26 protein-coding genes and 1 tRNA gene are annotated in these 26526 nt (G+C 59.7%); 12 read left to right on the forward strand and 15 right to left on the reverse strand.

The genetic code is table 11. The annotated features are described in order from the left end of the window. The first annotated feature begins 13 nt into the window (after positions 1-13). Complete coding sequence (locus tag ACWUI2_RS13260; protein ID WP_486983333.1) at positions 14-982, forward strand: formylglycine-generating enzyme family protein; 969 nt, start codon at positions 14-16, stop codon at positions 980-982. A 257-nt stretch (positions 983-1239) separates the two neighbouring features. On the opposite strand, the gene ACWUI2_RS13265 is transcribed toward ACWUI2_RS13260, so the two are convergent. The 4 genes from ACWUI2_RS13265 to rplU form a co-directional block, all read right to left on the reverse strand. After that, positions 1240-1962 (reverse strand): SDR family NAD(P)-dependent oxidoreductase, encoded by a 723-nt coding sequence (locus ACWUI2_RS13265; RefSeq protein ID WP_486983334.1) that lies wholly within the window; start codon positions 1960-1962, stop codon positions 1240-1242. A gap of 74 nt (positions 1963-2036) precedes the next feature. After that, entirely contained in the window at positions 2037-4583 is a 2547-nt protein-coding gene (leuS, locus tag ACWUI2_RS13270; protein WP_486983335.1) for a leucine--tRNA ligase, read from the reverse strand. A gap of 123 nt (positions 4584-4706) precedes the next feature. Beyond that, positions 4707-4958, reverse strand: a complete 252-nt coding sequence (rpmA, locus tag ACWUI2_RS13275; protein ID WP_486983336.1) for a 50S ribosomal protein L27 — start codon at positions 4956-4958, stop codon at positions 4707-4709. 6 nt (positions 4959-4964) lie between these two features. Next, positions 4965-5279 carry a 50S ribosomal protein L21 gene (gene rplU, locus ACWUI2_RS13280; protein WP_486983337.1) on the reverse strand — a complete coding sequence of 105 codons (315 nt, stop codon included), beginning with the start codon at positions 5277-5279 and terminating at the stop codon, positions 4965-4967. A 62-nt stretch (positions 5280-5341) separates the two neighbouring features. On the opposite strand from rplU, the gene ACWUI2_RS13285 reads away from it, so the two are divergent. The 6 genes from ACWUI2_RS13285 (at position 5342) to ACWUI2_RS13310 (ending at position 10034) form a co-directional block, all read left to right on the forward strand. Continuing rightward, the gene (locus ACWUI2_RS13285; protein ID WP_486983338.1) at positions 5342-6127 is read left to right on the forward strand and encodes a class I SAM-dependent methyltransferase; all 786 of its coding nucleotides are present in this window, start codon (positions 5342-5344) and stop codon (positions 6125-6127) included. Between the two features lie 15 nt (positions 6128-6142). Further along, the gene (locus ACWUI2_RS13290) at positions 6143-6553 is read left to right on the forward strand and encodes a hypothetical protein (protein ID WP_486983339.1); all 411 of its coding nucleotides are present in this window, start codon (positions 6143-6145) and stop codon (positions 6551-6553) included. Positions 6554-6674: 121 nt separating this feature from the next. Continuing rightward, the gene (hflK, locus tag ACWUI2_RS13295) at positions 6675-7619 is read left to right on the forward strand and encodes an FtsH protease activity modulator HflK (RefSeq protein ID WP_486983340.1); all 945 of its coding nucleotides are present in this window, start codon (positions 6675-6677) and stop codon (positions 7617-7619) included. 2 nt (positions 7620-7621) lie between these two features. Further along, complete coding sequence (hflC, locus tag ACWUI2_RS13300) at positions 7622-8722, forward strand: protease modulator HflC (RefSeq protein WP_486983341.1); 1101 nt, start codon at positions 7622-7624, stop codon at positions 8720-8722. Between the two features lie 91 nt (positions 8723-8813). Next, the gene (locus ACWUI2_RS13305; protein WP_486983342.1) at positions 8814-8975 is read left to right on the forward strand and encodes a hypothetical protein; all 162 of its coding nucleotides are present in this window, start codon (positions 8814-8816) and stop codon (positions 8973-8975) included. A gap of 303 nt (positions 8976-9278) precedes the next feature. Beyond that, complete coding sequence (locus ACWUI2_RS13310; protein WP_486983343.1) at positions 9279-10034, forward strand: HEAT repeat domain-containing protein; 756 nt, start codon at positions 9279-9281, stop codon at positions 10032-10034. A 157-nt stretch (positions 10035-10191) separates the two neighbouring features. Here the strand turns inward: ACWUI2_RS13310 and ACWUI2_RS13315 are convergent. The 3 genes from ACWUI2_RS13315 to ACWUI2_RS13325 all read right to left on the reverse strand — a co-directional run bounded on the left by ACWUI2_RS13315 (position 10192) and on the right by ACWUI2_RS13325 (position 11476). Further along, a tRNA-Thr gene (locus ACWUI2_RS13315) sits at positions 10192-10267 on the reverse strand. A gap of 170 nt (positions 10268-10437) precedes the next feature. Further along, the gene (locus ACWUI2_RS13320; protein ID WP_486983344.1) at positions 10438-11118 is read right to left on the reverse strand and encodes an LON peptidase substrate-binding domain-containing protein; all 681 of its coding nucleotides are present in this window, start codon (positions 11116-11118) and stop codon (positions 10438-10440) included. A gap of 76 nt (positions 11119-11194) precedes the next feature. After that, entirely contained in the window at positions 11195-11476 is a 282-nt protein-coding gene (locus tag ACWUI2_RS13325) for a helix-hairpin-helix domain-containing protein (protein ID WP_486983345.1), read from the reverse strand. Between the two features lie 270 nt (positions 11477-11746). On the opposite strand from ACWUI2_RS13325, the gene dnaK reads away from it, so the two are divergent. The 3 genes from dnaK (at position 11747) to groL (ending at position 15785) form a co-directional block, all read left to right on the forward strand. Beyond that, a complete protein-coding gene (gene dnaK, locus ACWUI2_RS13330; RefSeq protein ID WP_486983346.1) occupies positions 11747-13699 on the forward strand; it encodes a molecular chaperone DnaK in 1953 nt (650 codons plus the stop codon). A 95-nt stretch (positions 13700-13794) separates the two neighbouring features. Beyond that, positions 13795-14106 (forward strand): co-chaperone GroES, encoded by a 312-nt coding sequence (gene groES / locus ACWUI2_RS13335; protein WP_486983347.1) that lies wholly within the window; start codon positions 13795-13797, stop codon positions 14104-14106. 32 nt (positions 14107-14138) lie between these two features. Continuing rightward, on the forward strand, positions 14139-15785 hold the full coding sequence (gene groL / locus ACWUI2_RS13340) for a chaperonin GroEL (protein WP_486983348.1): 1647 nt from the start codon (positions 14139-14141) through the stop codon (positions 15783-15785). A 482-nt stretch (positions 15786-16267) separates the two neighbouring features. Here the strand turns inward: groL and mnmA are convergent, their stop codons facing one another. Then, positions 16268-17515 carry a tRNA 2-thiouridine(34) synthase MnmA gene (mnmA, locus tag ACWUI2_RS13345; RefSeq protein ID WP_486985063.1) on the reverse strand — a complete coding sequence of 416 codons (1248 nt, stop codon included), beginning with the start codon at positions 17513-17515 and terminating at the stop codon, positions 16268-16270. Between mnmA and ACWUI2_RS13350 the strand changes: the two genes are divergently transcribed. Continuing rightward, positions 17487-18911: a PAS domain S-box protein gene (locus ACWUI2_RS13350; protein ID WP_486983349.1), complete on the forward strand. Its 1425-nt coding sequence runs from the start codon at positions 17487-17489 to the stop codon at positions 18909-18911. The genes mnmA and ACWUI2_RS13350 overlap by 29 nt on opposite strands. A gap of 66 nt (positions 18912-18977) precedes the next feature. On the opposite strand, the gene ACWUI2_RS13355 is transcribed toward ACWUI2_RS13350, so the two are convergent. Next, positions 18978-19517, reverse strand: coding sequence for a DJ-1 family glyoxalase III (locus ACWUI2_RS13355; RefSeq protein WP_486983350.1), 540 nt, complete (start codon positions 19515-19517; stop codon positions 18978-18980). Positions 19518-19669: 152 nt separating this feature from the next. Here ACWUI2_RS13355 and ACWUI2_RS13360 point away from each other — a divergent pair, with 152 nt between their 5' ends. After that, positions 19670-20389 carry a DUF502 domain-containing protein gene (locus ACWUI2_RS13360; protein WP_486983351.1) on the forward strand — a complete coding sequence of 240 codons (720 nt, stop codon included), beginning with the start codon at positions 19670-19672 and terminating at the stop codon, positions 20387-20389. A gap of 122 nt (positions 20390-20511) precedes the next feature. On the opposite strand, the gene ispF is transcribed toward ACWUI2_RS13360, so the two are convergent. From ispF to sufB, 6 genes are all read right to left on the reverse strand, one after another. Continuing rightward, positions 20512-20988 carry a 2-C-methyl-D-erythritol 2,4-cyclodiphosphate synthase gene (gene ispF / locus ACWUI2_RS13365; protein WP_486983352.1) on the reverse strand — a complete coding sequence of 159 codons (477 nt, stop codon included), beginning with the start codon at positions 20986-20988 and terminating at the stop codon, positions 20512-20514. A gap of 147 nt (positions 20989-21135) precedes the next feature. Then, positions 21136-21564, reverse strand: a complete 429-nt coding sequence (gene rpiB, locus ACWUI2_RS13370) for a ribose 5-phosphate isomerase B (protein WP_486983353.1) — start codon at positions 21562-21564, stop codon at positions 21136-21138. A gap of 29 nt (positions 21565-21593) precedes the next feature. Further along, positions 21594-22313, reverse strand: a complete 720-nt coding sequence (gene ispD, locus ACWUI2_RS13375) for a 2-C-methyl-D-erythritol 4-phosphate cytidylyltransferase (RefSeq protein WP_486983354.1) — start codon at positions 22311-22313, stop codon at positions 21594-21596. Between the two features lie 21 nt (positions 22314-22334). Further along, positions 22335-23024, reverse strand: a complete 690-nt coding sequence (gene pyrF / locus ACWUI2_RS13380; protein ID WP_486983355.1) for an orotidine-5'-phosphate decarboxylase — start codon at positions 23022-23024, stop codon at positions 22335-22337. 624 nt (positions 23025-23648) lie between these two features. After that, positions 23649-24992, reverse strand: coding sequence for a Fe-S cluster assembly protein SufD (sufD, locus tag ACWUI2_RS13385; protein ID WP_486983356.1), 1344 nt, complete (start codon positions 24990-24992; stop codon positions 23649-23651). A gap of 124 nt (positions 24993-25116) precedes the next feature. Continuing rightward, the gene (gene sufB, locus ACWUI2_RS13390; RefSeq protein WP_486983357.1) at positions 25117-26523 is read right to left on the reverse strand and encodes a Fe-S cluster assembly protein SufB; all 1407 of its coding nucleotides are present in this window, start codon (positions 26521-26523) and stop codon (positions 25117-25119) included. Positions 26524-26526 lie beyond the last annotated feature (3 nt).

Genomic DNA, 26526 nt, shown 5'->3' on the forward strand with positions numbered 1-26526 from the left:
GAGATTGACGGAGGTGAAAAAGAATGGTCAATCATCGTGTTGTGTGCCGTCGGCTCCGGAACGGGAGGAACGGGGGCTCGCGACGGGTTCGATCAAACCGGTCACGGGGGAGGGTCAACGCGACGATGCGGGGATGGTGGCATTGGACGGCGGAACCTTTTTAATGGGGACCGAGAGTCCGGAGGCCTGGGTCTCCGACGGGGAGGGACCGGTCCGGGAGGTGACGTTGAGGCCGTTCCTGGTGGATCGATGCGCGGTGAGCAATGCCGAGTTTGCCGAGTTCGTGGAGACGACCGGTTACCGGACGGATGCGGAGCGGTTTGGTTGGTCGTATGTTTTTCATTTGTTGGTTCCGAAGTCGGTGCTGAAGAAAGGGCGTTTGCGCCCTCTGGAAGGGCTCGATTGGTGGATGGGGGTTGAAGGCGCCTGCTGGCTGCGACCGGAAGGTCCGGGAACCAATGTGAGGAAGCGGATGAATCATCCGGCGGTGCATATATCCTGGAACGACGCCGCCGCATACTGCGAGTGGGCGGGGAAGCGTTTGTTGACCGAAGCCGAGTGGGAGTTCGCGGCCCGGGGCGGATTGGTGCAGAAGCAATATCCATGGGGAGACGAGCTGACTCCGGAAGGACGGCATCGATGCAATATCTGGCAGGGAGAGTTCCCGGTGCGGAATTCGGCCGCGGACGGATATGTCGGGACAGCGCCGGTACGGTCGTATCGGGCCAACGGGTACGGGCTATATAACGTGTCGGGAAACGTATGGGAATGGTGCGCCGATTGGTTTAGCCCGGACTTTCATCGAACCGCTTCGCGGGAGAATCCGAAGGGGCCGCCGGAGGGTGACAGCAGGGTGATGAAAGGCGGTTCGTATCTCTGTCACCATTCGTATTGCAACCGTTACCGGGTGGCGGCCCGGACGGCGAACACACCGGATACGTCGACCGGCAATTGCGGTTTCCGATGCGGCCGGGATGTTTGAAAGAAGCCGGGGAAGCGCAATTGTTCATACAAACTGGAGGGCGATCAGGTTTTCGCGCGAAGCGCTTTGGAGTGCTGGTGCGTCCCCGCACCGCTTTTGAATGGTCGGCGATTGCCGTACGCTCGATGGTCGTTCGACGGACGAAGCTCTTCCGCACGCTCGAAAGCTCCGCGGGGACGCGGAGCACTCCAAAGAGGCTCCGCCTCGAAAACCAAGGACAGACACCAGTGGGCGCGCCTGCCTTTGTTTGGTGATTTTCAGGCGAGGGTGCGGCCGTTGTCGGCGAGGAGGATTTGACCGGTGATGGAGTTGGCCTGGGGGGAGGCGAGGAAAAGGACGACGTTGGCGATGTCGGCGGGGGTTGAGTAGCGGTTCAACAACGAGGCGGCGCCTTCGGCGGCGAGGCGGTCTTTGTTGCCGGCGTGCATGTCGGTGTCGGTGAAGCCGGGGGCGACGGCGTTGACCCGGATTCGCGGGGCGAGGGCTTTCGCCAGGGAGACGGTCAAGTTGTGGAGGGCCGCTTTCGAGGCGGCATATTGGGGACTGGTGGGGGCGAAGACCCGCATTGAGCCGATGTTGACCACGGCTCCAGGTTGATTGTCGAGCGCCTGGGCGAAGGCGCGGGTCACCAGGTAGGGGCCGACGACGTTAACATTCAGTTGTTGGAGGAAGACGTCGGCTCCGGCATCGGGGAACTTTGCGCGGTCCACGATGCCGGCGTTGTTGACCAAGATGTCGGGAACGCCGCATCGGTCGGTCGCCTGTTGGAAGAGTCGGTCGATGTCGGATTCATCGGACATGTCGCCTTGGATCGGGAAGACCATTCCGGGGAAACGTCCGGCGATTTCTTCGGCTTCGTCGCGGGAGGAGCGGTAGTTCAGGATGACCCGGGCTCCGGCGGTGGCGAAGGCTTCGACGCAGGCGCGGCCGATGCCCCGGGCGCCGCCGGTGACGAGGACGATGTGATCGTGGAAGGTCATGCGGGGGAGAGAGACGACAAAATAATTGGCTGGCAGAATTATTTTTGCTTCTGCTCCAGCTGGTTGGATTTTCCTCAGCCGACGACGAGGTTGAGGATCTTGCCGGGCACATAGATCACTTTGCGGATCTGGGTGTCGCGCAGGAACGGGGAGACCCGGTCGTGGGATTCGGCGATCTTCACCACGTCGTCTTTGGAGGCGTCCTTGGCCACCATGGCGTCGCCGCGGTACTTGCCGTTGACCTGGAAAATGACTTTTACGGCGGCGGTCTCCAACAGTTTTTCGTCCACCTCCGGCCATGGGGCGTCGACGATCGATGGCGTTTCCCCGATCCGTTGCCAGAGCTCCTCGGCGATGTGGGGAGCGAATGGTGCGAGGAGTTGGAGGAAGGCGCGGGCGGTCGGCAGGGAGAATGTATCCACCTTTTGGAGATGGTTGACGAAGATCATCATTTGCGAAATCGCGGTGTTGAGCCGGAGATTCTCGATGTCCTCGCCGACCTTCTTGATCGTTTCGGTCAGGAGCCGGGCGGTTTCGGGATCGGCCTCTTTTTCCTCGGAGATCTTCGGGTTGCGGTTGCCGTCGCGGTCGATGTATTCGCGCCAAGTCTTGCGGAGGAAACGGAACACCCCTTCGATCCCCTTGGTGTTCCACGGCTTCATCGCTTCGAGCGGTCCGAGGAACATTTCGTAGAGGCGGAGGGAGTCGGCGCCGTATTCGGCGATGACGGAGTCGGGATTGACCACGTTGCCGAGGCTCTTCGACATCTTTTGTCCGTCCTCGCCGAGGATGATCCCCTGGTGGAAAAGTCTCGGGAACGGTTCCCTGCTGCGGACGACGCCGATGTCGTAAAGGAACTTGTGCCAGAACCGGGCGTAGAAGAGGTGGAGGACGGCGTGTTCGGCGCCGCCGATGTAGAGGTCGGGGGTTTGCCAATATTCCTCCTTCTTCGGATCGATCAGTTGGTCGTCGTTTCGCGGATCCATGTAGCGGAGATAATACCAACAGGAGCCGGCCCATTGGGGCATGGTGTTGGTCTCGCGGCGGCCGCGGAGCCATGCGTCGCCTTCGGGCTTCGGCTGGCTGGCCGGAACCGATTCGCCGGTCTTCCAGTTGAACCAGATCTCGAGCCATTCGGGGATGGCGGCGAGCGGGCTCTCGCCGGTGCCGGAGAGTTTGTAGGACTCCACCTGCGGCAGTTCGAGCGGGAGGGAATCCTCCGGCAGGGCGACGGCGTAGCGGGTGGCGCCGTCGGCCCGGAAGGCGACCGGGGAGGGCGGTTTGCGTTCGTCGCCGACCTTGGCGTAATCCTCTTCGCTCAGCCAGACGATCGGGAACGGTTCGCCCCAGAAACGTTGGCGGGAGAAGAGCCAGTCGCGCAGTTTGTATTGGATCTTGGCCTCGCCGATCCCTTGGGCGGCGAGGTCGGCGGTGATCCGCTCTTTGGCGGTGTCGGAGTCGAGGCCGTCATAGGATCCGGAGTTGACCAGCTTGCCCTTGCCGGGGAACGGCAGATCGGTGGAACCGTCGGGGTCCTCGATCACCCGCGGAATTGGCAGACCGTATTTGTCGGCGAACTCGTAGTCGCGTTCGTCGTGGGCCGGGACGGCCATGATGGCGCCGGTGCCGTAGCTCATCAGGACGTAGTCGGCGATCCAGACCGGGATGCGTTCGCCGTTGACCGGATTGATGGCGTAGGAACCGGTGAAAACGCCGCTCTTGTCCTTGGCGAGATCGGTCCGGTCGAGGTCGCTCTTGCGGGCAGCCTGTTCGATGTAGGCGCCGACGGCGGCCTGCTTGTCCGGCACGGTCAATTTGTCGACCAGCGGATGTTCGGGGGCAATCACCATGTAGGTGGCGCCGAACAAGGTGTCGGGGCGGGTGGTGAAAATCCGGAGTTTGTCGCCCGATTCGAGGGCGAACTCGACCTCGGCCCCCTCGGAACGGCCGATCCAGGCCTCCTGTTGACGTTTGGTCGAGTCGGGCCAGTCGAGATCCTTGAGGTCTTCGAGCAACCGTTCGGCGTAGGCGGTGATTTTGAGGACCCACTGGCGGAGGTTGCGGCGTTCCACCGGGTGCTTGCCCCGTTCGGACCGACCGTCAATCACCTCCTCGTTGGCGAGGACGGTGCGGAGTTCCGGGCACCACCATACCGGTTTTTCATCGACGTAGGCGAGCCCCTTTTTGAAGAGCTGGGCGAAAATCCATTGGGTCCAGCGGTAGTATTTCGGATCGGTGGTGTCGATCTCGCGGGACCAATCGTAGAAGAAACCGAGCCGTTCGATCTGGCCGCGGAAGTTTTCGATGTTCCGCTGGTTGGTGATGGTCGGGTGGGTGCCGGTCTTGATGGCGTATTGTTCGGTGGGGAGACCGAAAGCGTCCCAACCCATCGGGTGGAGAACGTTGAACCCCTTGGAACGCTTGTAGCGGGCGACGATGTCGGTGGCGGTCCAACCCTCCGGGTGTCCGATGTGGAGACCCGCGCCGGACGGGTAGGGGAACATGTCGAGGAGGTAGTATTTCGGACGGGAGGAAGAGTCCTCGGCCCTGGCGGTCTGGTTTTCCTTCCAGAACTTTTGCCAGGTCGGCTCGATCACGGAGAAATCGTAGTCTTTGGTCACGGGGAAGAAAATGATGAATTATGAATTAGGAATGATGAAAAGGGACGGGGGTGGGGGAACGCCAAAAAAAAGGCCCCGTCCAAGCGTTTGTTGAACGGGGCTGAAATTTTGGCTGTGGGCCGATCAGGCGTTGGCCGGTTCCACGTGGACCCGGCGGCGGGCCTTTTCGAACTTCACGTGCCCGTCGGAGAGGGCGAAGATGGTGAAGTCGCGGCCGAGGCCGACGTTGCGGCCCGGGTGGAATTTGGTGCCGCGTTGCCGGATGATGATGTTGCCGGCGAGAACGCGTTCTCCTTCGTACTTCTTGACGCCGAGCCGTTTGCTATGGCTATCGCGTCCGTTCTTGGAAGTTCCTTGTCCTTTCTTGTGAGCCATGGCTGCTTATCCTTGAATGCTGTCGATTTTAATGACGGAGATTTCCTGGCGGTGCCCCCGTTTGCGCTCGTAGCCTTTGCGCTTTTTCTTTTTGTAGATGATCACCTTTTTGTCGCGCTTGTTCTCGAGGATGGTCGCGGTGACGGAAGCTCCTTCCACCAAGGGGGCGCCGATTTTGGCGTCAGCGCCTTCGCCGAGGGCCAGCACTTCGTTGATTTCGACCTTGGCGCCCGCTTCGGTGTTCTTGTAACGGTCGACGAAGAAGATGTCGCCTTCGGAAACAGCTAATTGCTTCCCTTGAGTCTTGATGATCGCTTTCATAGAAAAGGAAGAAACAAAACGAGCAAATCGGGGCAAATCAAGTTTTTTTTATGACACCGGAGATGGTTAAGGGACATTTTCGCGATCCGCGGGCGGTCGAGCATTACGGCCGGGCGGCTTCGGGGCTGGGGTTGTGGCTGTCGGAGGAGAAGATTTTTCAACAGGTTTTCCGACGGGAAGAATCGTTGCTCGACCTCGGATGTGGGGCGGGCCGGATCGCGATCGGGTTGTGGGAACTCGGATTCCGGCGGCTGACCGGGATCGATTTTGCTCCGGAAATGGTGGTTCGGGCGCGGCATTTGGCGCGTTTGTTGGAGTATGGGATTTCGTTCCGGACGGGTGACGCCACCGATTTGGAAGTGGGCGACGGGCAGTTCGACGGTGTGATTTTCGGATTCAACGGCCTGATGCAGATCCCGCGCCGGGAGCGGCGGCGACGGGCAATGGGGGAAGTGCTTCGGGTGGTGCGGCCGGGCGGGTTTTTCGTCTTCACGACCCACGACCGGGCCAACCGGCGGTTCCGGAGCTTCTGGGAGGAGGAAGCCGGACGCTGGGCGAGGGGGGAGCAGGACCCGCGGTTGGAGGAATTGGGCGACCGATATTACGAGGCGCCGGTCGGTTGCACCTTCATGCATATTCCGACCCGGGAGGAAGTGTTGGAGGACATGGCTTTGGCGGGATGGGAACACCAATGGGATTTGTTGCGTTGCGAAGTGGCCCGGGAACCGGCGGACGTCCGGGAGTTTTCGGACGAGTGCCGGTTTTGGATCGCTCGGAAGCCGGAGACTGGCGGAAACGGCGGTGCTGACGCCGATCGACCGAGGAATGGAGAGGGATTGCTCAACTAAGGGAGGTATTTCTGTATGGAGTGGGATTGGTTGGGAATGATGTGGCTGCACGGCGGTCTGGCGCTGGGGGCGGGAGTGGTGATTTTGCTCTTTCCGAAAGTGTTTTTCCTGTTGATCGGGACTTTCATCGTGTTGAACGGCGCCGCCATGTTTATGCACGGGGCCGATCGGTTGGTGGCCGGGGCGGTGATTGTTGGAGGGATTTTGATCTTCGTGTCGCCGAAGCTCGTTGCCTGGTTCATCGCGTTTTATCTATTGATTTTCGCGGGATTCATCGTGTTGACGGGAGTGGCGTGGGCGTTGGCGATTCCGGTGCTGGTATTGGCGGTGGTCGTGTTGCTGGCCCCGAAACTCCTGCCGTTTCTGGTCGGGGGATTCTTGATTCTGGCAGGGGGATTGGGCCTTGCCGCTTCCTTCTTGTCGTAGTCGGGCGGTGACGGAGCGCCGTTGGCGTGGCGAATTTTTCTAAAAGATTTGCTCCCGGGCCCCGGGATGGGAGATGATGGTAGCGCCAGTGCCGGAGTGTCTCCCGGTCGGTGACGATATCATGAAAATAGATCTTCCCAACAATCAGGAACTCGAGTTTCCGGCGGCCACTCTGGTTTGGCTGGCCGGAGCGGTTTTCGTGTTGGCGGCCGTGTTGACCACGTTCTACCAAATCGACAACCAGCAGGAAGGGGTGGTGTTGAGGCTTGGCAAATACGTGGAAACTTCGCCGCCGGGCTTGCACACCAAGCTGCCGTTCGGCATCGACCGGGTTTACAAGGTGCCGACCGGAGTCTCCTCGACCGAGGAGTTCGGTTATCGGAGCGGGCATCAGGGCGATTTCAGTGACGAGAACCTGATGTTGACCGGCGATCTCAACATCGTGCGGGCGGCATGGTCGGTGCAGTTCACCCGGCTCGACCCGGAGGATTATTTGTTCAACGTTGAGGATCCGGTCGATACCTTGCGGGATATTTCCCAATCGGTCATGCGGGAGGTGATGGGGGACCGGGCCAGCATTCCGGTGTTGACCGTTGGTCGGAGCGAAATTCAGCAGCGGGTGCGGGAGATGATCCAGGAATACAGCGATCAATTCCGGATGGGAGTGAACATCGACGTGGTTAATTTGCAGTTCGTGAGTCCCCCGCAAGAAGTCGTTCCGGCATTCGACGATCTGAATAAAGCCGAGCAGGACGCGTCACGCATTTTCGAAGAAGCGGCGAGGGAATACCAGGAACGGGTTCCGGTGGCCGCGGGGCGAGCCCAGCGGACGATCCTCGAAGCGGAAGGTTTCGCGCAACGGCGGGTCAATCTGGCCCGCGGGGAGGCGAACCGCTTTGTTTCGATGCTGGAAGCTTACGAATTGGCCCGTGACGTCACCCGCAGCCGGCTTTACCTGGAAGCGATGGAAGACGTCCTTCCCCGCATGCAGAAAATCACGATAATCGATGGCGAGATTGATTCGCTTTTGCCCCACCTCAATTTGTCAGAAAGGGAGACCCGATGAACATGGTATTCACATCCAGGAACCGGGGCGCTTCGGCCTCCTCTTTGATTATCGGCGGGGCGGTGACGGTCGGCCTGCTGGTTTTTCTTGCCTTCAATTCGCTCTTCATCGTCCGTGAATGGGAACAAGTTGTGATTACCCAATTCGGCGACATCCAGGGGGAGCCGATTCGGGAAGCGGGACTTCATTTCAAGAAACCGTTTATCCAGGATCTCCATCGCTTTGAGCGACGCCTGGTCCGTTGGGACGGTGCTCCATTTACCCTCTACACCAGCGATCGGCGGACCATCCACGTCAACGTGACCGCCCGTTGGCGGATCGAGGACGCGGCGGCATTCCTGCCTCGGGTCCGGAGTGTGGAGCGAGCCAACGAACGGTTGTCCCAATTGATCGAAGGGGCGCTCCGCGACGAGATCGGTCGATTCGATCTTTATGAAGTGGTCCGGAGCTCCAACCGGATATTGGTCGAAGACCGGGATATCGGGTTGACCCTGGACGGCGAGGAAGCCGATCTCGATTTGGAGATGGAAGACATCGCGACCCTCGGACGGGAAATCCGGGAACTCCGTCGCGACGCCCAAGGCAATTACCTGGCCGGCCGACCGGTGGTGACCGATGGGATTCTTCGCCTGGCTCGCCAGCGGATCGACGAGGCGCGTTTGGGAATTCACCTGGAAGATATTCTGATCAAGCAATTGAATTACACCCGGGACATCGAATCGAACGTCTATGCCCAGATGAACGCGGAGCTGCAGAAGATTTCGGCCGGCTTCCGGAGTCACGGCCATAAGAATGCCGAACGGAAACTGGGGGAAATGGAACGGGAGCTGGCCCGCATCGAAAGCGCGGCGATGGAAGAATCCCGGCGGATCCGGGGGCGGGCGGAAGCGGAAGCGATCGAGATCTTCGCGGCCGCCTATAACCGCGATCCTGATTTCTACCGGTTTCTGCGAACTTTGGAAACGTATCAAGTTTCCCTGCGGGAAAACGTTTCGGTGATCCTTTCGACGGATTCGGCGATGTTTGATCTCTTGAAAGGACCGGAGGAACCGGGGCAACGAAACTCGGCCCGGGCCTGGCAAAACGGCGGGGGCGACGAATAGGCCGATCGCTAAACGCGGCGGAAAATTGCGAATTTCCCCACCGCCCTGTATACTTCGTGGAGAGAAGAAAGGTTCAAGAAGGGAGCGAAGTATGAAGAGAAAAACCGAATGGCTCTGGCGGATCGGGCGGAGCGGATTGCTGACATTGGGAGCGGCGGCGGCGCTGATCGTGTTCACCGGTTGTCCTCCCGCGGAAGACAGCGAGCCGGGAATTCCTCCGGTGCCCCGGGACGAACCGATTGACACGCCATAAGCGGGGACGATTCGAACTTCGTGGGAACCGGCCCTTGGCCAAAAGGTCAAGAGGGATGGAGGTTTTTCGTTGATGCGAGTGGTGGCGAAGTGGTATAAGGAACAAATTGAATCAGAGAATCACCCCCGGGAGGCGCTTACAGCGCGAGGGGGGATTTCGATTCGAAGGGCTTCGCGATGCGACGCGAGGCCTGGCGCCGATTCGGGCAGCTTCGCCCTGCGGTGAACGTCGAAGAGGTATTTGACAGTATGAATTTCTACGAAACGGGAGATACGAGGGGTTGACAGACTTATGATCGGCAGAATGCGCGTGATTGGACTGGTCGGAGCTGGAGCTATTACCTCGGCAGCTTTCTGTTCGCTTTATCTGGCTTATACTTTGGAGCCTCAGGAGGAGGCTCAGATCCTTGAACCGACCCCCGTGACCACTGGAGAGCGGGTTGCAGTCGCTTCGACGGAAAACGGAGTTTCGGAAACGGTTGGGAGCGATCCGGAAGCGACACCGAGGGCGGTCGCTTCCGCCGAACGCGAGAGAAAGCCGAAAGCCGAACAAGCTTTTTTGGTCGCGTTCCTGGCCGATGCCAATCCGCAGGTTCGCACCTTGGCGGCATGGGGATTGGTGAGTTCGGCCGAAGGGGAGGAAGGGCAGCGGGAAATTCTGGAATTTGTTCGGCATGAACGGGATCCGGAGGTTCGGATGGCGCTCTACCGTTATCTACAAGGGCAGCGTTCGCTCGAATGCAGCACGTTGGTTGAGTTGGTGAGGCAGGAAGAAGAGGACCAGACTTGGCTGGCGAGCAGCGATCTGTTGGCCGGAGTGGTGCAAAACGGGAGTTCTCCGAGGACCGAGGCTTATTTCAATGAAACCGTGGTGCCGCAATTGATGACCCGGGCATTGACCAGCGCCGATCTGCACAATCGGATTGCCGCGATTATCGCCCTGCGCCGGGCGGGCACGGCTGAATCGCTTGAAGCTTTGCGACAGATCACTAAAAGCTCCACCGACCCCCAAGTGGTGCAAGCCGCCGCCGCCGCCGTGCCTTTTGCGGTGATGGATTAGACTAGGACCTCCCCCCGGGAATCCCGGGAAAAAAGTTGCCTGAAAATTGCTCATTATTTGGGACTTTCCGGCGACTTCGTTTGAACTTCGCGGGGCGGTCCGAATGGGGGCCAGTCGCGGAATCGGCTTAACCGTGCGGGATTCCGCTTGTTTCCAATGGAGCCGGGAATCGGACTCGAACCGACGACCTACGGTTTACGAAACCGTTGCTCTACCAACTGAGCTATCCCGGCGAAGGAGGTGTTCTAAGTTACATTTTTAACGAGCCTTGAGGCCGCCTCTTAATGAGTCCACAGAACGAAAGGCGAACAATCTCGCAGAGGCCTTTTCGCGTCAAGGCCAAAGAGGAGATAACTTTGGGACTTTCTCTTCCTGTCTTGGGTTGAGCCAGGGCAGGTTCCTTTTAATTCATCCAAACGTCGTCGTCGTCGAGGGTTCCCTGGAGTTTGCGCCGGGTGCGGATGTCGTCGATGTCACGGTAGAGACTCTCGATGAAGAGTTCGAGGCGTTCGCTGGTGTCGACTGTTTCCAGGAGTCGCTGTTTTAAGGTATGGTCTTCGCACAGGGCGAAAGCCGCCAGGTCGACTACGACGTCCGGCTCCTCGATGCTTTTCAGGAATTTGAGCACTTCGGAAGGAACCGTGCCACCCAGGCGTCGCTTCACTCCGATACATCCGAGGAGACGGCCTTTTAAGCGGAGCAGGGTTTCCTGATTCTTTCCGGGCACGGAGGGAAGAAGTTCGATCTCGGCCGAGCGGTAAGGGGATGGACTCAGGATCTGGTTACACTGCACGCGGCAGAGGCCTTGGAGGACGAGGTTGGCGGTGCCGTCGGGATTCTCGCGGCACGCGCGGATGATTCCGGCGGTGGCGATTCGCTGGGGATTTTCGAATGAAGGCGCCGCTTCCCCGGGGGGGATTCCCGCGCTGATCGCGAACATGCGATGATCAAGCAAGACATCCTGCAGCATGCGGGTGTAGGCGTCTTCGAATATATGGAGCGGCAACATCGCTTGGGGAAAGAAGACCGTGTCCGGCAGGGTCATTACCGGGATGAGTTTGGGGATTTCGAGTTCGACAGTCATTGATCAGGGGAGCGAGCGGGCACTCCGTTCTTGGATTGGAGTCTCTTGTATCACGGTAGCGCGGTTGCGCGAAAGATCAATCTTTCCAAGCCCATGGGTTCATCCGATGCCCTTCCGGGTCGGGAGTTTCCGCGAAATAAACCGCCATGCGGAAATAAAAAAGCCGCGTTTCCGGCGTCTTCGGACGACGCCGCCGGATCTCATCGAACAGGACTTCGGGAGAGCGGCCGGATAATTCGTCCGGGTAAGTGAACCCGAGGTCGATCAGGTCCCGGACCGAGGCGACGTCGATCTTCGGGATCCTCATCAAGGGCGAGTCCAGCGCCCCGTAGTCCGCTTCTTCCTTTTTTTCCTTCATCTTTATAAACCTGCCGACCGTGCCATTCATTTCCAACAAAAAGCGAGGATTTTCGACCGACCCTTGGAACGGGCCGAACGACGCGCCCGTTTCGCTGCGACACACATGTCCCACTTTCGGGAGCCAACGGGGTCATTCTGTGTCATCCTGTCTCATTCGTCGGAGGGGAAATGGCCGGCAGAGGACGCATTTAATTTTTTAAATTGTTGTTTGGGAATAATTTAATTGGGTTATGACACCGCTTGGCACATGCTTTGCTTAGAAAGCGGCGTGAGCAAAGTATTAGGAATAGATTTAGGGACCACGAATTCGTGTATGGCCGTTTTGGAGGGAGGCGAGCCAGTTGTCATCCCCAACGCCGAAGGCGGGCGCACCACTCCTTCGGTGGTCGCGTTCACCAAGAGCGGGGAGCGCCTGGTCGGCCAAGCCGCCAAGCGCCAAGCCGTCACCAATTCGCAAAACACCATTTTCTCCGCGAAGCGCCTGATCGGCCGAAAGTTCGAGGAGATCAAGGCGGAGGCGCAAAAGCTTCCTTACAAGGTGATCGCGGGCAAGAACGGCGACGCCGCTATCGAGGTGAAGGTCGGCGACAAGACCGAAGTTTTCGCCCCCGAACAAATCGCTTCGTTCGTCCTGGCCAAGATGAAGGCCGATGCCGAAGCCTATCTCGGCGAGAAGATCACCCAGGCGGTGGTCACCGTCCCGGCTTACTTCAACGACTCGCAACGTCAAGCGACCAAGGACGCCGGCGCGATCGCGGGCTTGGAGGTGCTCCGGATCATCAACGAGCCGACCGCTGCTTCGCTGGCCTACGGTCTCGATAAGAAGAAGGACGAGAAGATCGCCGTTTACGACTTGGGCGGCGGCACCTTCGACGTTTCGATCCTCGAAATCGGCGACGGCGTTTTCGAAGTGAAAGCGACCAACGGCGACACCCATCTCGGGGGCGACAATTGGGACGACGCCGTCATCGATTGGTTGGTCGAGGAATTCAAGAAGGAGCAGGGGATCGACCTCCGCAAAGACCCGATGGCGTTGCAGCGTTTGAAGGAAGAAGCGGAAAAATCCAAAATCGCGCTCTCCTCCGCGCAGACCGTCGACATCAATCTGCCGTTTATCACCGCCGACGCCAGCGGGCCGAAGCACCTCAACGTCCAGTTGACCCGCTCGAAATTCGAACAGATTTGCGACAGCCTTTTCCAGCGGACCATTCCCCCGTTCAAGAATTGCATGAAGGATGCCGGCCTGAGCGCCAGCGAGATCGACGAACTGGTGTTGGTCGGCGGCATGACCCGCGTGCCGAAGGTGGTTTCGCTGGTCCGCGACCTCGGAGGCAAAGAGCCGCACAAGGGGGTCAATCCCGACGAAGTGGTGGCGATCGGCGCCGCGATCCAAGGGGCGGTCCTCAAGGGCGAAGTGCGCGACGTGCTTCTCCTCGACGTGACGCCGTTGACTCTCGGCATCGAGACCGCCGGCGGCGTATCGACTCCGATGATACCGCGGAACACCACCATTCCGACCAAGAAGACCCAAACCTTCTCGACCTTCGCCGACAACCAGCCGTCGGTCGAGATCAAGGTCTTGCAAGGGGAGCGGCCGATGGCCCAGGACAACAAAGTCCTCGGCACTTTCCATCTCGACGGAATTCCTCCCGCCCCCCGCGGCGTGCCGCAGATCGAAGTCACGTTCGACATCGACGCCAACGGCATCCTTCACGTTTCCGCGAAGGACGTCGGCACCGGCAAGGATCAGAAGATCACCATCACCGGATCGTCGGGTCTTTCCTCGGAAGAAGTCGATCGCCTCACCAAGGAAGCGGAGCTTCACGCTGAAGAAGACCGCAAACGGAAGGAATCGGTCGAAACCCGCAACCAACTCGACAGCATCGTTTATCAGGTTGACAAGCAGCTCAAGGAGTTGGGTGACAAGATCCCGGCCGAGAAAAAAGGCGGCTTGGAATCGAAGCTCGACGAAGCCCGCAAGGCTCTGGAGTCGAACGACACCGAGCAGATGAAGGGCGCCTTGGAAAACCTGAACAAGGCGATGGGCGATATCGCGGCCGACATCTACAGCCAAGCCGGCGCGGCGCAAGGCGCTCCGGGCGGCGAAGGCGGACCGCAGGACGGTCCTGCCGGCGCGGAGTCCGCCGGTGGTGGCAAGGAGAAGGAAGACGTCGTCGACGCCGACTTCGAAGTCGTGGAGGACGAAAAGAAGAAAGACTAAATCGTCGCTCCGATGAATTTACCCGGTCCGGGCGGCATCGACAGTCCGCCGTCCGGCCGGTCGTTCCCTAACAGTAAAAACAGCAATACTGAAATATGACCACAACAGCAGCGAATAGCAAAATTAAGCCTCTCGGGGACCGCGTTCTCGTGAAGCACGTTGAAGAAAGCGAGCAGGTTCGCGGCGGGATCATCATTCCCGACTCGGCCAAGGAAAAACCGCAGGAGGCCGAAGTGATCGCTCTCGGCACCGGCAAGAAAGACGAAAGCGGCAAAGCTCAGGGCTTTGAGGTCAAGGTTGGCGACCGCGTGCTGATCAGCAAATACGGCGGCACCGATGTGAACATCGACGGCCAGAAGTATCTGCTTCTCCGCGAAGACGACATCCTCGGCATCATCCAAGCCTGATTTTTCAACCAGCAAACTAGGAATTATAGAATATGGCTAAACAATTGTTATTCGACGAGTCCGCTCGCGCCAAATTGCTCAAGGGGGTCGAAGCCCTCTCCCGCGCCGTCAAGGTAACGCTCGGACCGAAAGGCCGCAACGTTGTCATCGACAAGAAATTCGGTTCGCCGACCGTCACCAAGGACGGCGTCACCGTCGCCAAGGAAATCGAGCTGAGCGATCCCTATGAAAACATGGGTGCCCAGATGGTCCGCGAAGTCGCTTCCCGCACTTCCGACAACGCGGGCGACGGCACCACCACCGCCACCGTTCTCGCCGAAGCGATCTACCGCGAAGGCCTCAAGAACGTGACCTCCGGTTGCAACCCGGTCTATCTCCAACGCGGCATCGAAAAAGCGGTCGCCGCCGCGGTCGCCGAGTTGGGCAAGATCAGCAAGAAGGTCGAAAGCCGCGAGGAGGTCCGTCAGGTCGCCACCGTTTCCGCCAACTGGGACACCACCATCGGCGAGATCATCGCCGACGCGATGGACAAGGTCGGCAAGGACGGCACCATCACGGTTGAAGAAGCGAAGTCGATCGAAACCACCCTCGACGTGGTCGAAGGGATGCAGTTCGACAAGGGCTATCTCAGCCCCTACTTCTGCACCAACACCGAGACCATGGAAGTGGTTCTCGAAGACGCTTACGTGCTGATCCACGAGAAGAAAATCGGCAATTTGCAGGAGCTCCTCCCGCTCCTCCAGAATGTCGCCAAGCAGGGCAAGCCCCTCCTGGTGATCGCCGAGGACGTGGAAGGCGAAGCCTTGGCCGCCCTGGTGGTCAACAAGCTGCGCGGCACGCTTAACGTCTGCGCCGTGAAGGCTCCCGGTTTCGGCGACCGCCGCAAAGCGATGCTCGAAGACATCGCGGTGCTCACCGGCGGACGCTGCTTGACCGAAGACCTCGGCATCAAGTTGGAGAACGTCCAGGTCAGCGACCTCGGCCGCACCAAGCGCGCCACCGTGACCAAGGAAAACACCACCATCGTCGAAGGTGCTGGCTCCACCGCCGACATCCAAGGCCGGGTGAAGCAGATCCGTCGTCAGATCGAAGAAACCACCTCCGACTACGATCGCGAAAAGCTCCAGGAGCGTCTCGCGAAGTTGGCTGGCGGAATCGCGGTCATCAACGTTGGAGCCGCCACCGAGCCGGAGATGAAGGAAAAGAAGGCCCGCGTGGAAGATGCGTTGCACGCCACCCGCGCCGCGGTCGAGGAAGGGATTGCCGCCGGCGGTAGCGTCGCGCTCCTCCGCACCGTGAAAGCCTTGGAATCGTTGAAGATGGAAGGCGACGAAAAGGTCGGTGCCCAGATCGTGCGCCGCGCCGTGGAAGCTCCGTTGCGCCAGCTCTGCACCAACGCCGGCGTCGAAGGATCGCTGGTCGTCCAGGAAGTGCTGAAGCGCTCCGGCAACGAAGGTTACAACGTGGCCACCGGCCAATACGAAGACCTGGTGAAAGCCGGGGTGGTCGACCCGACCAAGGTCACCCGCACCGCGCTGCAGAACGCCGCTTCGGTGGCCGGCCTGCTCCTCACCACCGAGTGCATGATCACCGACATTCCTGAAAAGGAAAAGTCCGGTGGTGGCGCCCCTGACATGGGCGGCATGGGTGGAATGGGCGGCATGGGCGGCATGATGTAATCAGCCGTCGGCCGAAACGACACCGTTTCACGAGCGTCTCTCCCGCAAGGGGGAGGCGCTTTTTTGTTGGTGCGCCGGGCATGGCGCAGCGCCATGGCGGCGGGTTGATCGAATTGCAGCCCTTCAGGCCGCCTCTTCTGATAATAGGTCAACCCGGCCCTGCGGACCGGGCTGTAGGATGCCGCGCCTTCGGCACTCCGGAGAATGAACCTAAACTTCCGCAGTTGGAATAGCCGCAAAGAAGCGCAAACTACGCAAGAAACATGGTAGCTCCTGAGAGGTTGATTTTAGACTAAGACTAAGCAGTAACCCGTTGGGTGAATCGGCCCTACCGCTTAAGGTCTTATTTTTGCGCCTTTTGTGCCTTTTCGCGGCTAAACACTGCTGTTTTAGGAATGAATAGGTAGGCGGAAGTCAGGCGGGTTTTCCAGACGTTTGTGCTTTGACGCTTCGGAGAGGACGCGTTGTTCCGGGGGCCTGCTTCACACGTAAATTCCGCCGCCCAGGATCACTTCATCTTGGTGGAGGGCGATCACTTGGCCGGCGGTGAGGGCGCGTTGGGGTTCGTCGAATGTGATCCGAGCGGTTCCGGGACCGGTCGGGAGGAAGGTTATTGGTTGGAGCGGGTCGAGGTAGCGGGGACGGGCCAGGAGGCGGGTTTCGGATTCGATGGGGCGGTTGATCCAGGAAAGCGCGTGGACGTCGATGCTTTGGCGGAAGAGCCCGGGGGATTCGGGGCGGTCGAACGCGACGATCAGGTGGTTTTTTTCCAAGTCCTTGCCGACCACCACGAAATGTTCGTTGTCGGTGTTGGAGGGCACCCCGATGCCGCGCCGTTGGCCGATCGTGTAGAGATGGAGGCCTTGGTGTTTGCCGACAATCCGTCCGTCGGCGGTGACGATCTCTCCGGGCGAATCCTGGATGAAATGACGGAGGAAGTCGCCCATCCGGATATTTCCGATGAAGCAGATTCCCTGGCTGTCTTTCTTGGTGGCATTCGGGAGCTTGTGTCGGACCGCCAGTTCGCGGACTTCGGCCTTGTTGAGATGGCCGATCGGAAACTCGGCGCGGGCGAGTTGTTCCTGGCGGAGCATCGCGAGGAAATAACCTTGTTGCTTCTTCGGGTCGACCCCTTCGGCGAGGTCGACGGTGCCGTCAGGCAGGTTGACCTTGCGGGTGTAATGGCCGGTGGCCACGGCGGAAAAGCCTTGGTCGAGCGCGTAATCGAGCAGAACCCCGAACTTCATTTCGCGGTTGCACATCACGTCGGGGTTCGGGGTGATCCCCCGCTTGTATCCGTCGAGCAGGTACTCGACGATCCGTTCCCGGTAGGCGTCGATGAAGTTGACCACGCGGAATTCAATGCCGAGGGTGTCGGCAACGGCCCGGGCGTCCTCGATATCCTGTTGCCACGGGCAATCCCCGAGGATGTTTTCCTCGTTGATCCAGTTTTTCATGTAGGCGCCGACGACTTCCGCTCCCTGTTGTTTGAGAAGAAGCGCGGCGACGCTGCTGTCGACGCCGCCCGACATGGCCATGAGAATTTTCGGCATGGAATATTTGTTAAGGGAGTTCGCGACTGGGTCAATCCGGCTACCGGGGAAAAGAGTGTTGCGAGGACTAAGGTGCGCGAACGAAATCGCCCCGGCAAACTTGCGCGGAAATCGGCCGGATGTAACATTCCGCCAATCAAGGGGAATCGTGAAACGGGAATTTCCAGTGCATCGGATGGTGGTCGGTCCATTGGCCGTCTGTTTGGCCTTGGCCGTTTTGGAAGGGGTGGCGCTGTTGGGTTGGCGTCTGCCAAATCCGAGTGTGGTTTTGCTCCCGCTGACGGTCGCGGCGACGATCATGGGGGGACTCGGTCCCGGTTTGATCGCGGCTATCTTGAGCGACATTTATTTCGTTCAGGTTAACCGCATTCCCGAAGAAGAATGGTATGTCCGGATCGCTCCGCAGGGTTGGACGTCTATCATCGCGACAACGATGGCCGTTCCGTTGACGGAAATCGTTCGTCGCCGTTTCGTCAGGAGGAGTGACGAGCGTTTCGCCACTTTAGCCAACAATATTGCGGAAATCGTTTGGATGGCTGACGAGGCGGGACGAGTGTTTTGGTTGAACCACCGTTGGTTCGAGTTTTCGGGGATGGTTCAGGAATTAACCAGTGATATGGATTGGAAACGTTTTGTACGAGCGGATCATCACGAAAGGGTAAGCCGCAATTGGGCACAATGCTTAGCGGAGGGGAGGGTTTGGGAGGAATCGTTCCCCATCCGGGCGAAAGACGGGAGTTATCATTGGTTTTTGACCCGAGCGGTGCCAGTTAGGGATGGGAAGGGACGGGTGATTCGTTGGTTTGGGACGAGCGCGGATATCACCAGTCAGTTGGAAGTGGAGCAGGAGTTAATGCGTTTGAAAGAGCGGTTGGAAGTCCGTGTGGTGGAGACGACAGCCGTGGCGGAGAGCCGAGCGATGGAACTGCGTCGCTTGGCCAAAGAGCTTACGGAAGTGGAGCGTAGGGAGAGAACCCGTTTGGCGCAGGTTCTCCACGACGATCTTCAGCAATTACTGGTCGCGGCAAAGATTCAGCTGGCTATTGCGTGTCGTCCGGGTAGCGGTCCGGAGAAAGTGGCGGCCGTGGAGAATTTGCTCTCCCAGGCGATCTCGACTTCGCGTTCGTTGAGCAAGGAACTCGCTCCACCGGTGTTGCTGGAGGAGGGGTTTGAGGCGGGGCTGCGATGGCTGGCGGAGTGGGCGCGCGAGCGTTATAATCTCCACGTTGACCTGCGCACCATCAATGTCGGGGACCTAAGGGAAGAGCCGTGGTTGCGGATCTTCCTGTTCGAGGTGACGCGTGAGCTTTTGTTGAATATTGCCAAGCACGCCGAGACGGACCGGGTTGCGATATCATTGGCCGTTGATTCGGAGATACTAAAACTAGTGATTGAGGATTTTGGGCGAGGTTTTGTTCCGGAGCAGATTGTCCGGTTGGGCGGGTCGGGGACGGGCCTCTTGAATTTACAGCGACGAATTCGGCTGATGGGGGGTGCCTCGGAAATCCAGAGTGCTCCTGGTGAAGGAACTCGAATTGAAATTTCCATGCCGTTATCGGTCGGGGAAGGGTAGGAAGTAAAGATTGTCCAAAAGGTGAACACCGGATGTTCGTTGTTTCGCCGCCACCGTATTCCCGTCTCAAGCGCAGATGGCCTTGCGGATTTCGGTGGCTTTGGTCCGACCGCAGAGGTGCTCGACCAGTTTCAGGGCGAATTTGACGGCGGTGCCGGCGCCGCGGGAGGTGACGATGTTGCGGTCTTGAACGACCGCTTTTTCGGCGACGATGTCGGGGAGATCGGCGGAGACTGATGGGTGGGCGGTATATTGGTGTCCGTCGAGGACTCCGGCTTGGAGCAGGACGGTCGGGGCGGCGCAGATCGCGGCGAGGAGACCACCCCGTTCGGCTTGGCGGCGGGCGAGGTCGAGAATGGCCGGATCTTTGCGCAAATGCCGCGCGCCGGGGCCTCCGGGAAGGACCACCAAATCGAACGTTTGAGCGATGACGTCGGCGAGGAGTTCGTCGGCGACGACCTGGACCCCCGTCTTGCCTGTGACGAATTTGCCATCGTGCTGCGCGGCGACGACACATTGGATGTCGGCGCGGCGCAGTATATCAATCACGGTGATGGCTTCGATCTCTTCGAATCCTTCAGCCAAAACGACCAAGGCGGTAATCATGAGGCGGAATTCTACTCGGTAAGCCGCTTGGACCCAAGGGGAAAAAGAAAAAAGTGTAAAAACGGTGGAGGGAACGGAAGTTCGGTGCTTCGCGAATTCAAATGAGAATCCGATCGCCGGGACGGGCGTTCAGGATTATAATGGTCGTGAGTATGCTCGCAAAATTCACTCGGACCTTTTTTCGGGGACTGATCGCATTGTTACCGATCTTGATCACGGTATACCTCATTTTCCTGCTCGCTTGGTGGGCGGAAGAGACGATGCGGGGGATCATCACCTTGGTTTTACCCGATCCGGATCCGGAAACCCTGGAAGAAGGCGAGCGGATGCCGCGGGTGCGCTATTATCCGGGAATGGGGTTGGTCCTGGCGGTTGGGGTTATCTTTTCGTTCGGGTTGTTGTTGAACGCTTATTTGGTGAAACGGTTTTATTTGTTGGCTGAAGCGACCATGCAGCGGATTCCGGTGATCAAGAGCATTTACGGGGCGACAAAGGATTTTCTCGGCTATTTTTCCTCGGTGCGCCGTCAGCAGATGAGTCAGGTGGTGCTGGTTCGGCTCGATGGGGGTGACAAGAAGCTTCTCGGTTTGGTTACCTGCGAGTCGTTCGATGATCTGCCGCCGGAAATCGGCGGGGAGGGGGAAGTCGCGGTCTATTTGCCGATGAGTTACCAGATGGGAGGATACACTGTAATTCTTCCACGGAGTCAGGTGGAGCCGGTCAACATGTCGATTGAAGATTGTTTGCGGTTCGTTCTGACCGCCGGGATCCGGGAAAAGAAAGGGGAAAACGGATTGGACTCGATCGGACTGCCGTCGCCGGAATCGGAGGGGGAGACCACCAATCCGGGCGATCGACCCCGGGGCCCTTGAATCTTAAAGCAGTAGTATTTAGCCGCGAGAAGGCACAAAAGGCGCAAAAAAGGAACTTAAGCGGAAGGGTCGATTCACTCAGCGGGGTGAGTGGTGAAAGTCGGTTTTGGTTGAACCTCGGGTCAACCTTCGAGGAGACAGACGGCGTGGGCGGCGATCGCTTCGCCCCGGCCGATCGAGCCGACGGATTCGTTGGTTGTTGCCTTGATGCCGATGCGGGAGGGGGAAAGGTCGAGGGTGCGGGCGAGTCGCTCCTTCATGGCCGGGACGTGTTGCTGGATTTTCGGACGTTCGGCGATGATGGTGGTGTCCACGTTCTGGATGCGATATCCTTCGGCGTGGATCAACACGACGACCTCTTCAAGAAGTTTCTGCGAATCGATGTCGCGGAAACGTTCGTCGGTATTCGGAAAATAATGACCGATGTCGGCGAGGGCAGCTGCGCCGAGGAGCGCGTCGCAAATGGCGTGGGTCAGGCAGTCGGCGTCGGAGTGGCCGTCGAGGCCGAGTTCGGACGGGATTTCGATGCCGCCGAGGATGCATTTCCGTCCGGGAACGAGCCGGTGGATGTCGTAGCCGTGTCCGATGCGAAGATTCATGGCAGGAAGTGCGAAGAGTGGGGAGGTTGTCTGGTGACGCCGTTATACAGGGAGGGATGGCATCCTGCCGTCCACCGTCGGATTTGGCTTAGCTGCGGCGGTGAATTTTGTCGGCTGGAAGCCAACCCTCCGATTTGCTGAGGGGGGTCAGGCGTCGATCAAACGGATTCGGTTAAGGTGGCGGCCTCCTTCGAATTCGGTCGCGAGCCAGACGTCGACGATTTCGAGGGCGGTCTCGAGGGAGACCATCCGTTCGCCAAGGGAAAGGACGTTGCCGTCATTGTGGAGGCGGTTCAGTTTGGCGCTTTCGAGGTTCCAGCAAAGGCCGCAGCGGATGCCGCGGACGCGGTTGGCGACGATCGCCTCGCCGTTGCCGGATCCGCCGAGCACGATGCCGCGCTCGAATTCGCCGCGGGCGACCGCTTCGGCCACTGGACGAATGTAGGTCGGGTAGTCGCACGATTCGGCGGAATCGGTGCCGTAGTCGCGGACTTCATGGCCGCGGGCGAGGAGATGTTTTTTGATCTCCTCCTTGTAACGGAAGCCGGCGTGATCGGATCCAATGGCAATTTTCATAAGGGAGCAAAAATGAGCGGGAGAGGCGGTTACTGCAAGGACTCTGTCGGGGATTTTAACAGATATTCGATGAATCGGAGGTCGGCGGGAGTGGTCAGTTTCGGATTCGGATTGGGGTTTTCAACCAGCGCGACCGGGTGGCCGGAACGCTCCAGCGCGGCGGTGTCGTCGGTGATTCGTTCTCCGGCGGCGGTGGTCCGTTCGTAGGCTTGGAGAATCAGCGCGTGGCGGAAAACCTGCGGGGTTTCGACCGCCCAGAGTTTGGACCGGTCGACGGTCTGGAGGGGGGCGGGGGTGGAGGTTTCCGTTTGGGGGGAAACCTTTATGGTGTCGGTGACCCGGCGGGCGAGGCAGGCGGCGCCGGTTTGGGTGGCGGTGTCGGCGAGTTTCCGGATGGTCGCCGGAGGGAGGAGAGGGCGGGCGGCGTCATGGATGAAGACCAAATCGGTTTCGGCGGGGAGGGCGCGAAGTCCGTTCAAGACGGATTCGCAGCGTTCGCTTCCCCCGGCGGTCCAGGTGAAATCCGCCGGGGAAAGGCCCGCGGCGCGGAGGGCGTCGGCGAGCACGGTCCGCTGGGACTCGTCGCGATAGAGGATCGCGATCCTTTTGACCGAGCCGCTCTGGCGGAAGGCTTCGATCGAGTAAAGGAAGGCGGGACGGCCGGCGAGCGGGGTGAGGATTTTGTCCGCCACCAATTCTTGGATACGGGTTCCGCGTCCCGCGGCGAGGATCAGGGCGGCGTTGGCCATCTCGGGAGGGGGAGGGTTGGTTCAGCCGATTTCGGCGAGGATGTCGCGGACCGCTTTTTCCGGATCGGGCGCTTTCAGGATGGGACGTCCGACAACGATATGGTTGGCTCCGGCTGAGGCGGCCTGGCGGGGAGTCATGATCCGTTTTTGTTCGTCGGCGGAGCTGTCGGCGGGGCGGATCCCCGGGGTGACGAGGACCGGCTCGGGGCCGAGCTCGCGGCGGATCAATTCGATCTCAAGCGGGGAGCAAACGAGCCCGCCGATGCCGGATTTTTCGGCGAGCCTGGCGAGGAGGGAGACCTGGCTCTCGGGGGAGGAGGCGACGCCGGTTTCGGCGAGAGCTTCGGCGTTCATCGACGTGAGGACGGTGACGGCGAGCAAGGTCAGTTCCGGGCGGAACGATTCGCGGGCCTTGTGGGCGGCGGCCATCATCTCGGAGCCGCCGGAGGCGTGCAATGTGAGCATCGAAATCGGGAGGGTCGAGAGGGATTGGACCGCTTTGGCGACGGTGTTGGGGATATCGTGCAGTTTCAGATCGAGGAAAATGTCGTAGCCGAGGGCGGCCACCTCTTCGACGAACGGAGGGCCGTAGCGGGTGAACAGTTGGAGGCCGATTTTGACGGTCTTGAGGGAAGGTCCGATGCGTTTGAGGAGGGCGAGTCCCTCTTCCTTGGTTTCGACGTCCAGCGCGAGAATTAGATTGCAGTTCATACGAGGCCGGATCGTAGGGGGCAGGGCGGCGGGGAACAAGGAGATTTCCCGATTTGGAAAATCGGGGATAGTCTAGACGATGGGAGGAAGCCAACTCTCCGATTTGTCCAGCAACCCTGTGAAACGCTCGCAGAACCAGCCGATGACACACCCCACCGCTCTGGCGAGCGGTCCCCCCCTCTCTAGAGGGGAACTTTTTCACGCCGATCCCCTCTTGAGAGGGGGGGACCATGCGCCAGCATGGTGGGGTGTGTGAGCAGTGGGGTTGGCTTCGTCGTCCCACCTTTCGGTGCGGTCAAAATGCCCGGGGGTTTTGCGGCTTGTCTGTGACGCGGGGGATCGATGGGGTTGGGGTGTTGCTGGCCGCTGCTGTCGGGCGGCGGAGCCAACCCGACTACGGCGAGCAGCGAAACGGTTCCCCCGTCACTGGGAGGGATGGCATCCTGCCGTCCGACGTCGGCGTCGGTTTCAGACACAGATCGGGCGGCGGAGCCGGATCGCCGGATGGCGGGGGATTCGTAAACGAAAAAAACCAAGGTAGGCCTCATTTCTTTTGGCCTACCTTGGGCTGCTGGGAGAGCGTTAGCCCGGGGGGATTTGCTTCCGGCAGTCCTGCCGGTTTCCCTACTTCCGGGCGAATTTGGTGCGGATCTTTTCGCGGAGTTTGTCGGCGATCGGGTCGTTTTCGAGTTTCGCCAAAACTTCGTCAAAGAAGCCGAAGACCAGGAGCTCTTTGGCGACTTCCGGAGGGATGCCGCGGGCGAGCATGTAGTAGAGTTGGGCTTCCTCGATCTTCCCGGTGGTGGCACCGTGGCTGCATTTGACGTCGTTGGCCAGGATCTCCAGGCCGGGGAGGGAATTGGCTTCCGCTTCAGGACTGAGGAGGAGATTGCGGTTGGTCTGGTAGGCGTCGGTCTTTTGCGCGTCGGGCTCCACCCGGATCAAACCGGAGAAGAGGGTCCGGGCTTTGTCGAGCAAGGCGTTTTTGTAGAGCAGGTCGGAAACCGTGTTCGGTGCGACGTGGGTTTGCAGGGTCCGTTGGTCGAACTCTTGGGTCTCGTTGGCGACGGTGAGCGACAGCATTTGGCTGTGGCCGCCGGTGCCGAGGGCCTGGTTGTGCATCTCGGAGCGGGAGAAGCCGCCGCCGAGGTTCAGGTTCAGCGAGGTGACGAACGAGTCGCGGAAGGCCTGGGTCGAGTTCAATTGGAGGGCGATGCTGCGGGTGCCCCAGTTTTGCGCGCAGACGTAGGAGACCTTGGCGCCGGAGCCGGCGTAGAGGTCGTTGACTCCGCAGATGAAGTTGCGGGCGTCGGTCGCGTGGGCGTCGAAGAAGTCGACCAGGGTGACCTTGCTGTTGTCTTCGGCGATCAGCAAGGTGTGGGGGAAGAGGGCGGTCTCGCCGGAGTTCGTCCAGTGGTGGGCGACCAGCGGCAGATCGATCTCGACTCCCTTCGGCACGTAAAGGAACGTGCCCCCGGCGCAAAGGGCGCTGTGGAGGGCGGAGAACTTCTCGGAGCCGAGTTTGATCGGCTGGGCCATGAAGTGTTTTTTCAACAGCTCTTCATGTTCGACGATCGCCTGGGCGAGCGGCATCCAAATGACGCCCTTGGCGGCGAGCTCGGCGCTGATCGGCTGGTGTTCCAGCAGGGTGTCGCCGGCGAAAACCAGTTTGCCGGCGGTTTCGGCCAATTCGTTCGAGCGGGCCAGCAGTTCGGCAGCGGCCTCGGGGGAGGTTTCCCCGGGGAGGCTGAAGCCGTCGAGTGTGAGGGCGTTGACGTTGGCGAAGCGCCACTCCTCGTCCTTGCGGGTCGGCATCGGCAACTCCTGGAAACGGGCCCAGGATTCGCGCTTTTGGTCGATCCACCATGCGGGGAGTCCCTCCTGGCGGGTCAGGAAGGCGTCGAGGAGTTGCGGGTCGCTCAGATTGTTGATGGCTGGTTCCGGTTGAGTCAAAGTCTGTGAGTTCAAGATAAAAAATTCTGATTTTGGATTTTGGATTTCGGATTTTGGATTTGCGAGAGGATCACTGCGCTCCCGATGGGTTTGGATTGAAACAAATCCAAAATCAGCATTCCAAAATCCAAAATTTCTTCTAGCCCACGGAGCCTTCCATTTCAAGATCGATCAGGCGTTTGAGTTCCACGCTGTATTCCATCGGGAAGTAGCGGGTGAGGTCGTTGACGAAGCCGTTGACGCTCAAGCTCATCGCCTGTCCCTCGGAGAGGCCGCGCTGTTGCATGTAGAAGATCTGCTCGGCGCTGACCTTGCTGACGCTGGCCTCGTGTTGCACGGAGTTGCCGTCGCCGCGGATGCTGATCGCGGGATAGGTGTCGGTGCGGGAGTTGGTGTTGATGAGCAACGCGTCGCACTCGGTGTTGTTTTTGCAACCCTTCAAGTGCTTCGGCATGGTGACGAGGCCGCGGTAGGTCGAGCGGCCCTTGCCGATGCTGATGCTCTTGGAGATGATGTTGCTGGTGGTCTCGTCGGCGGCGTGGATCATCTTGGCGCCGGTGTCCTGGTGCTGACCGTCGTTGGCGAGGGCGATGCTGAGCACTTCGCCGCGGGCCTTGCGACCCTTCAGGACGACCCCGGGGTATTTCATGGTGAGCCGGGAGCCGATGTTGCAATCGATCCATTTCACCTCCGCCTCCTCATGGGCGACGGCTCGTTTGGTGACGAGGTTGAAGACGTTGGAGGACCAGTTTTGGACGGTGATGTATTGGATCTTCGCTCCCTTCAGCGCGACCAGTTCCACCACGGCGCTGTGGAGGGTGGCGGTGTCGAATTTCGGCGCGGTGCAACCCTCCATGTAGGTGACCTCGGAGCCCTCGTCGGCGATGATCAAGGTCCGCTCGAACTGGCCGAAGTTTTGGGCGTTGATCCGGAAGTAGGCCTGGAGCGGGTGGCTGACTTTGACCCCCGGGGGGACGTAGATGAAGCTGCCGCCGCTGAAGCAGGCGCTGTTGAGGGCGCTGAACTTGTTGTCGGAAGTCGGGATGACCTTGCCGAACCATTTCCGGAAGATTTCCGGGTGTTCCTTGAGGCCCTCGGTGCTGCCGACGAAGATGACTCCCTGTTTGGCGACGGTATCCTTGATGTTGGAATAGGCCGCCTCGCTGTCGAACTGGGCTTCGACCCCGGCGAGGAACTTGCGCTCGTTTTCGGGAATGCCGAGCCGCTCGAAGGTCTTCTTCACGTCGTCGGGCACGTCGTCCCACGACTTCTTGGGCGCGCGGTCGCCGGCCAGGTAGTAGCGGATCTTGTCGAAGTCGATGACTTCGAGGTCCTTGGTCGCCCAGTTGGTCGGAAGCGGTTTCTTGCGGAAGGTGTTCAGGGCGTCGAGGCGGAAGGTGCGGATCCAATCCGGCTCCTCCTTGACGTTGCTGATGTAGTTGATGACCTCCTCCGACAAACCGATGCCGGCGTCGTAGGCGTGTTTTTCGGGATACAGGAAGTTCCCGATGTCTGTCTGGATTTCTAGATCTGGTGTGGTCGACATGGC

The organism is Verruconatronum alginivorum, from assembly GCF_056590205.1.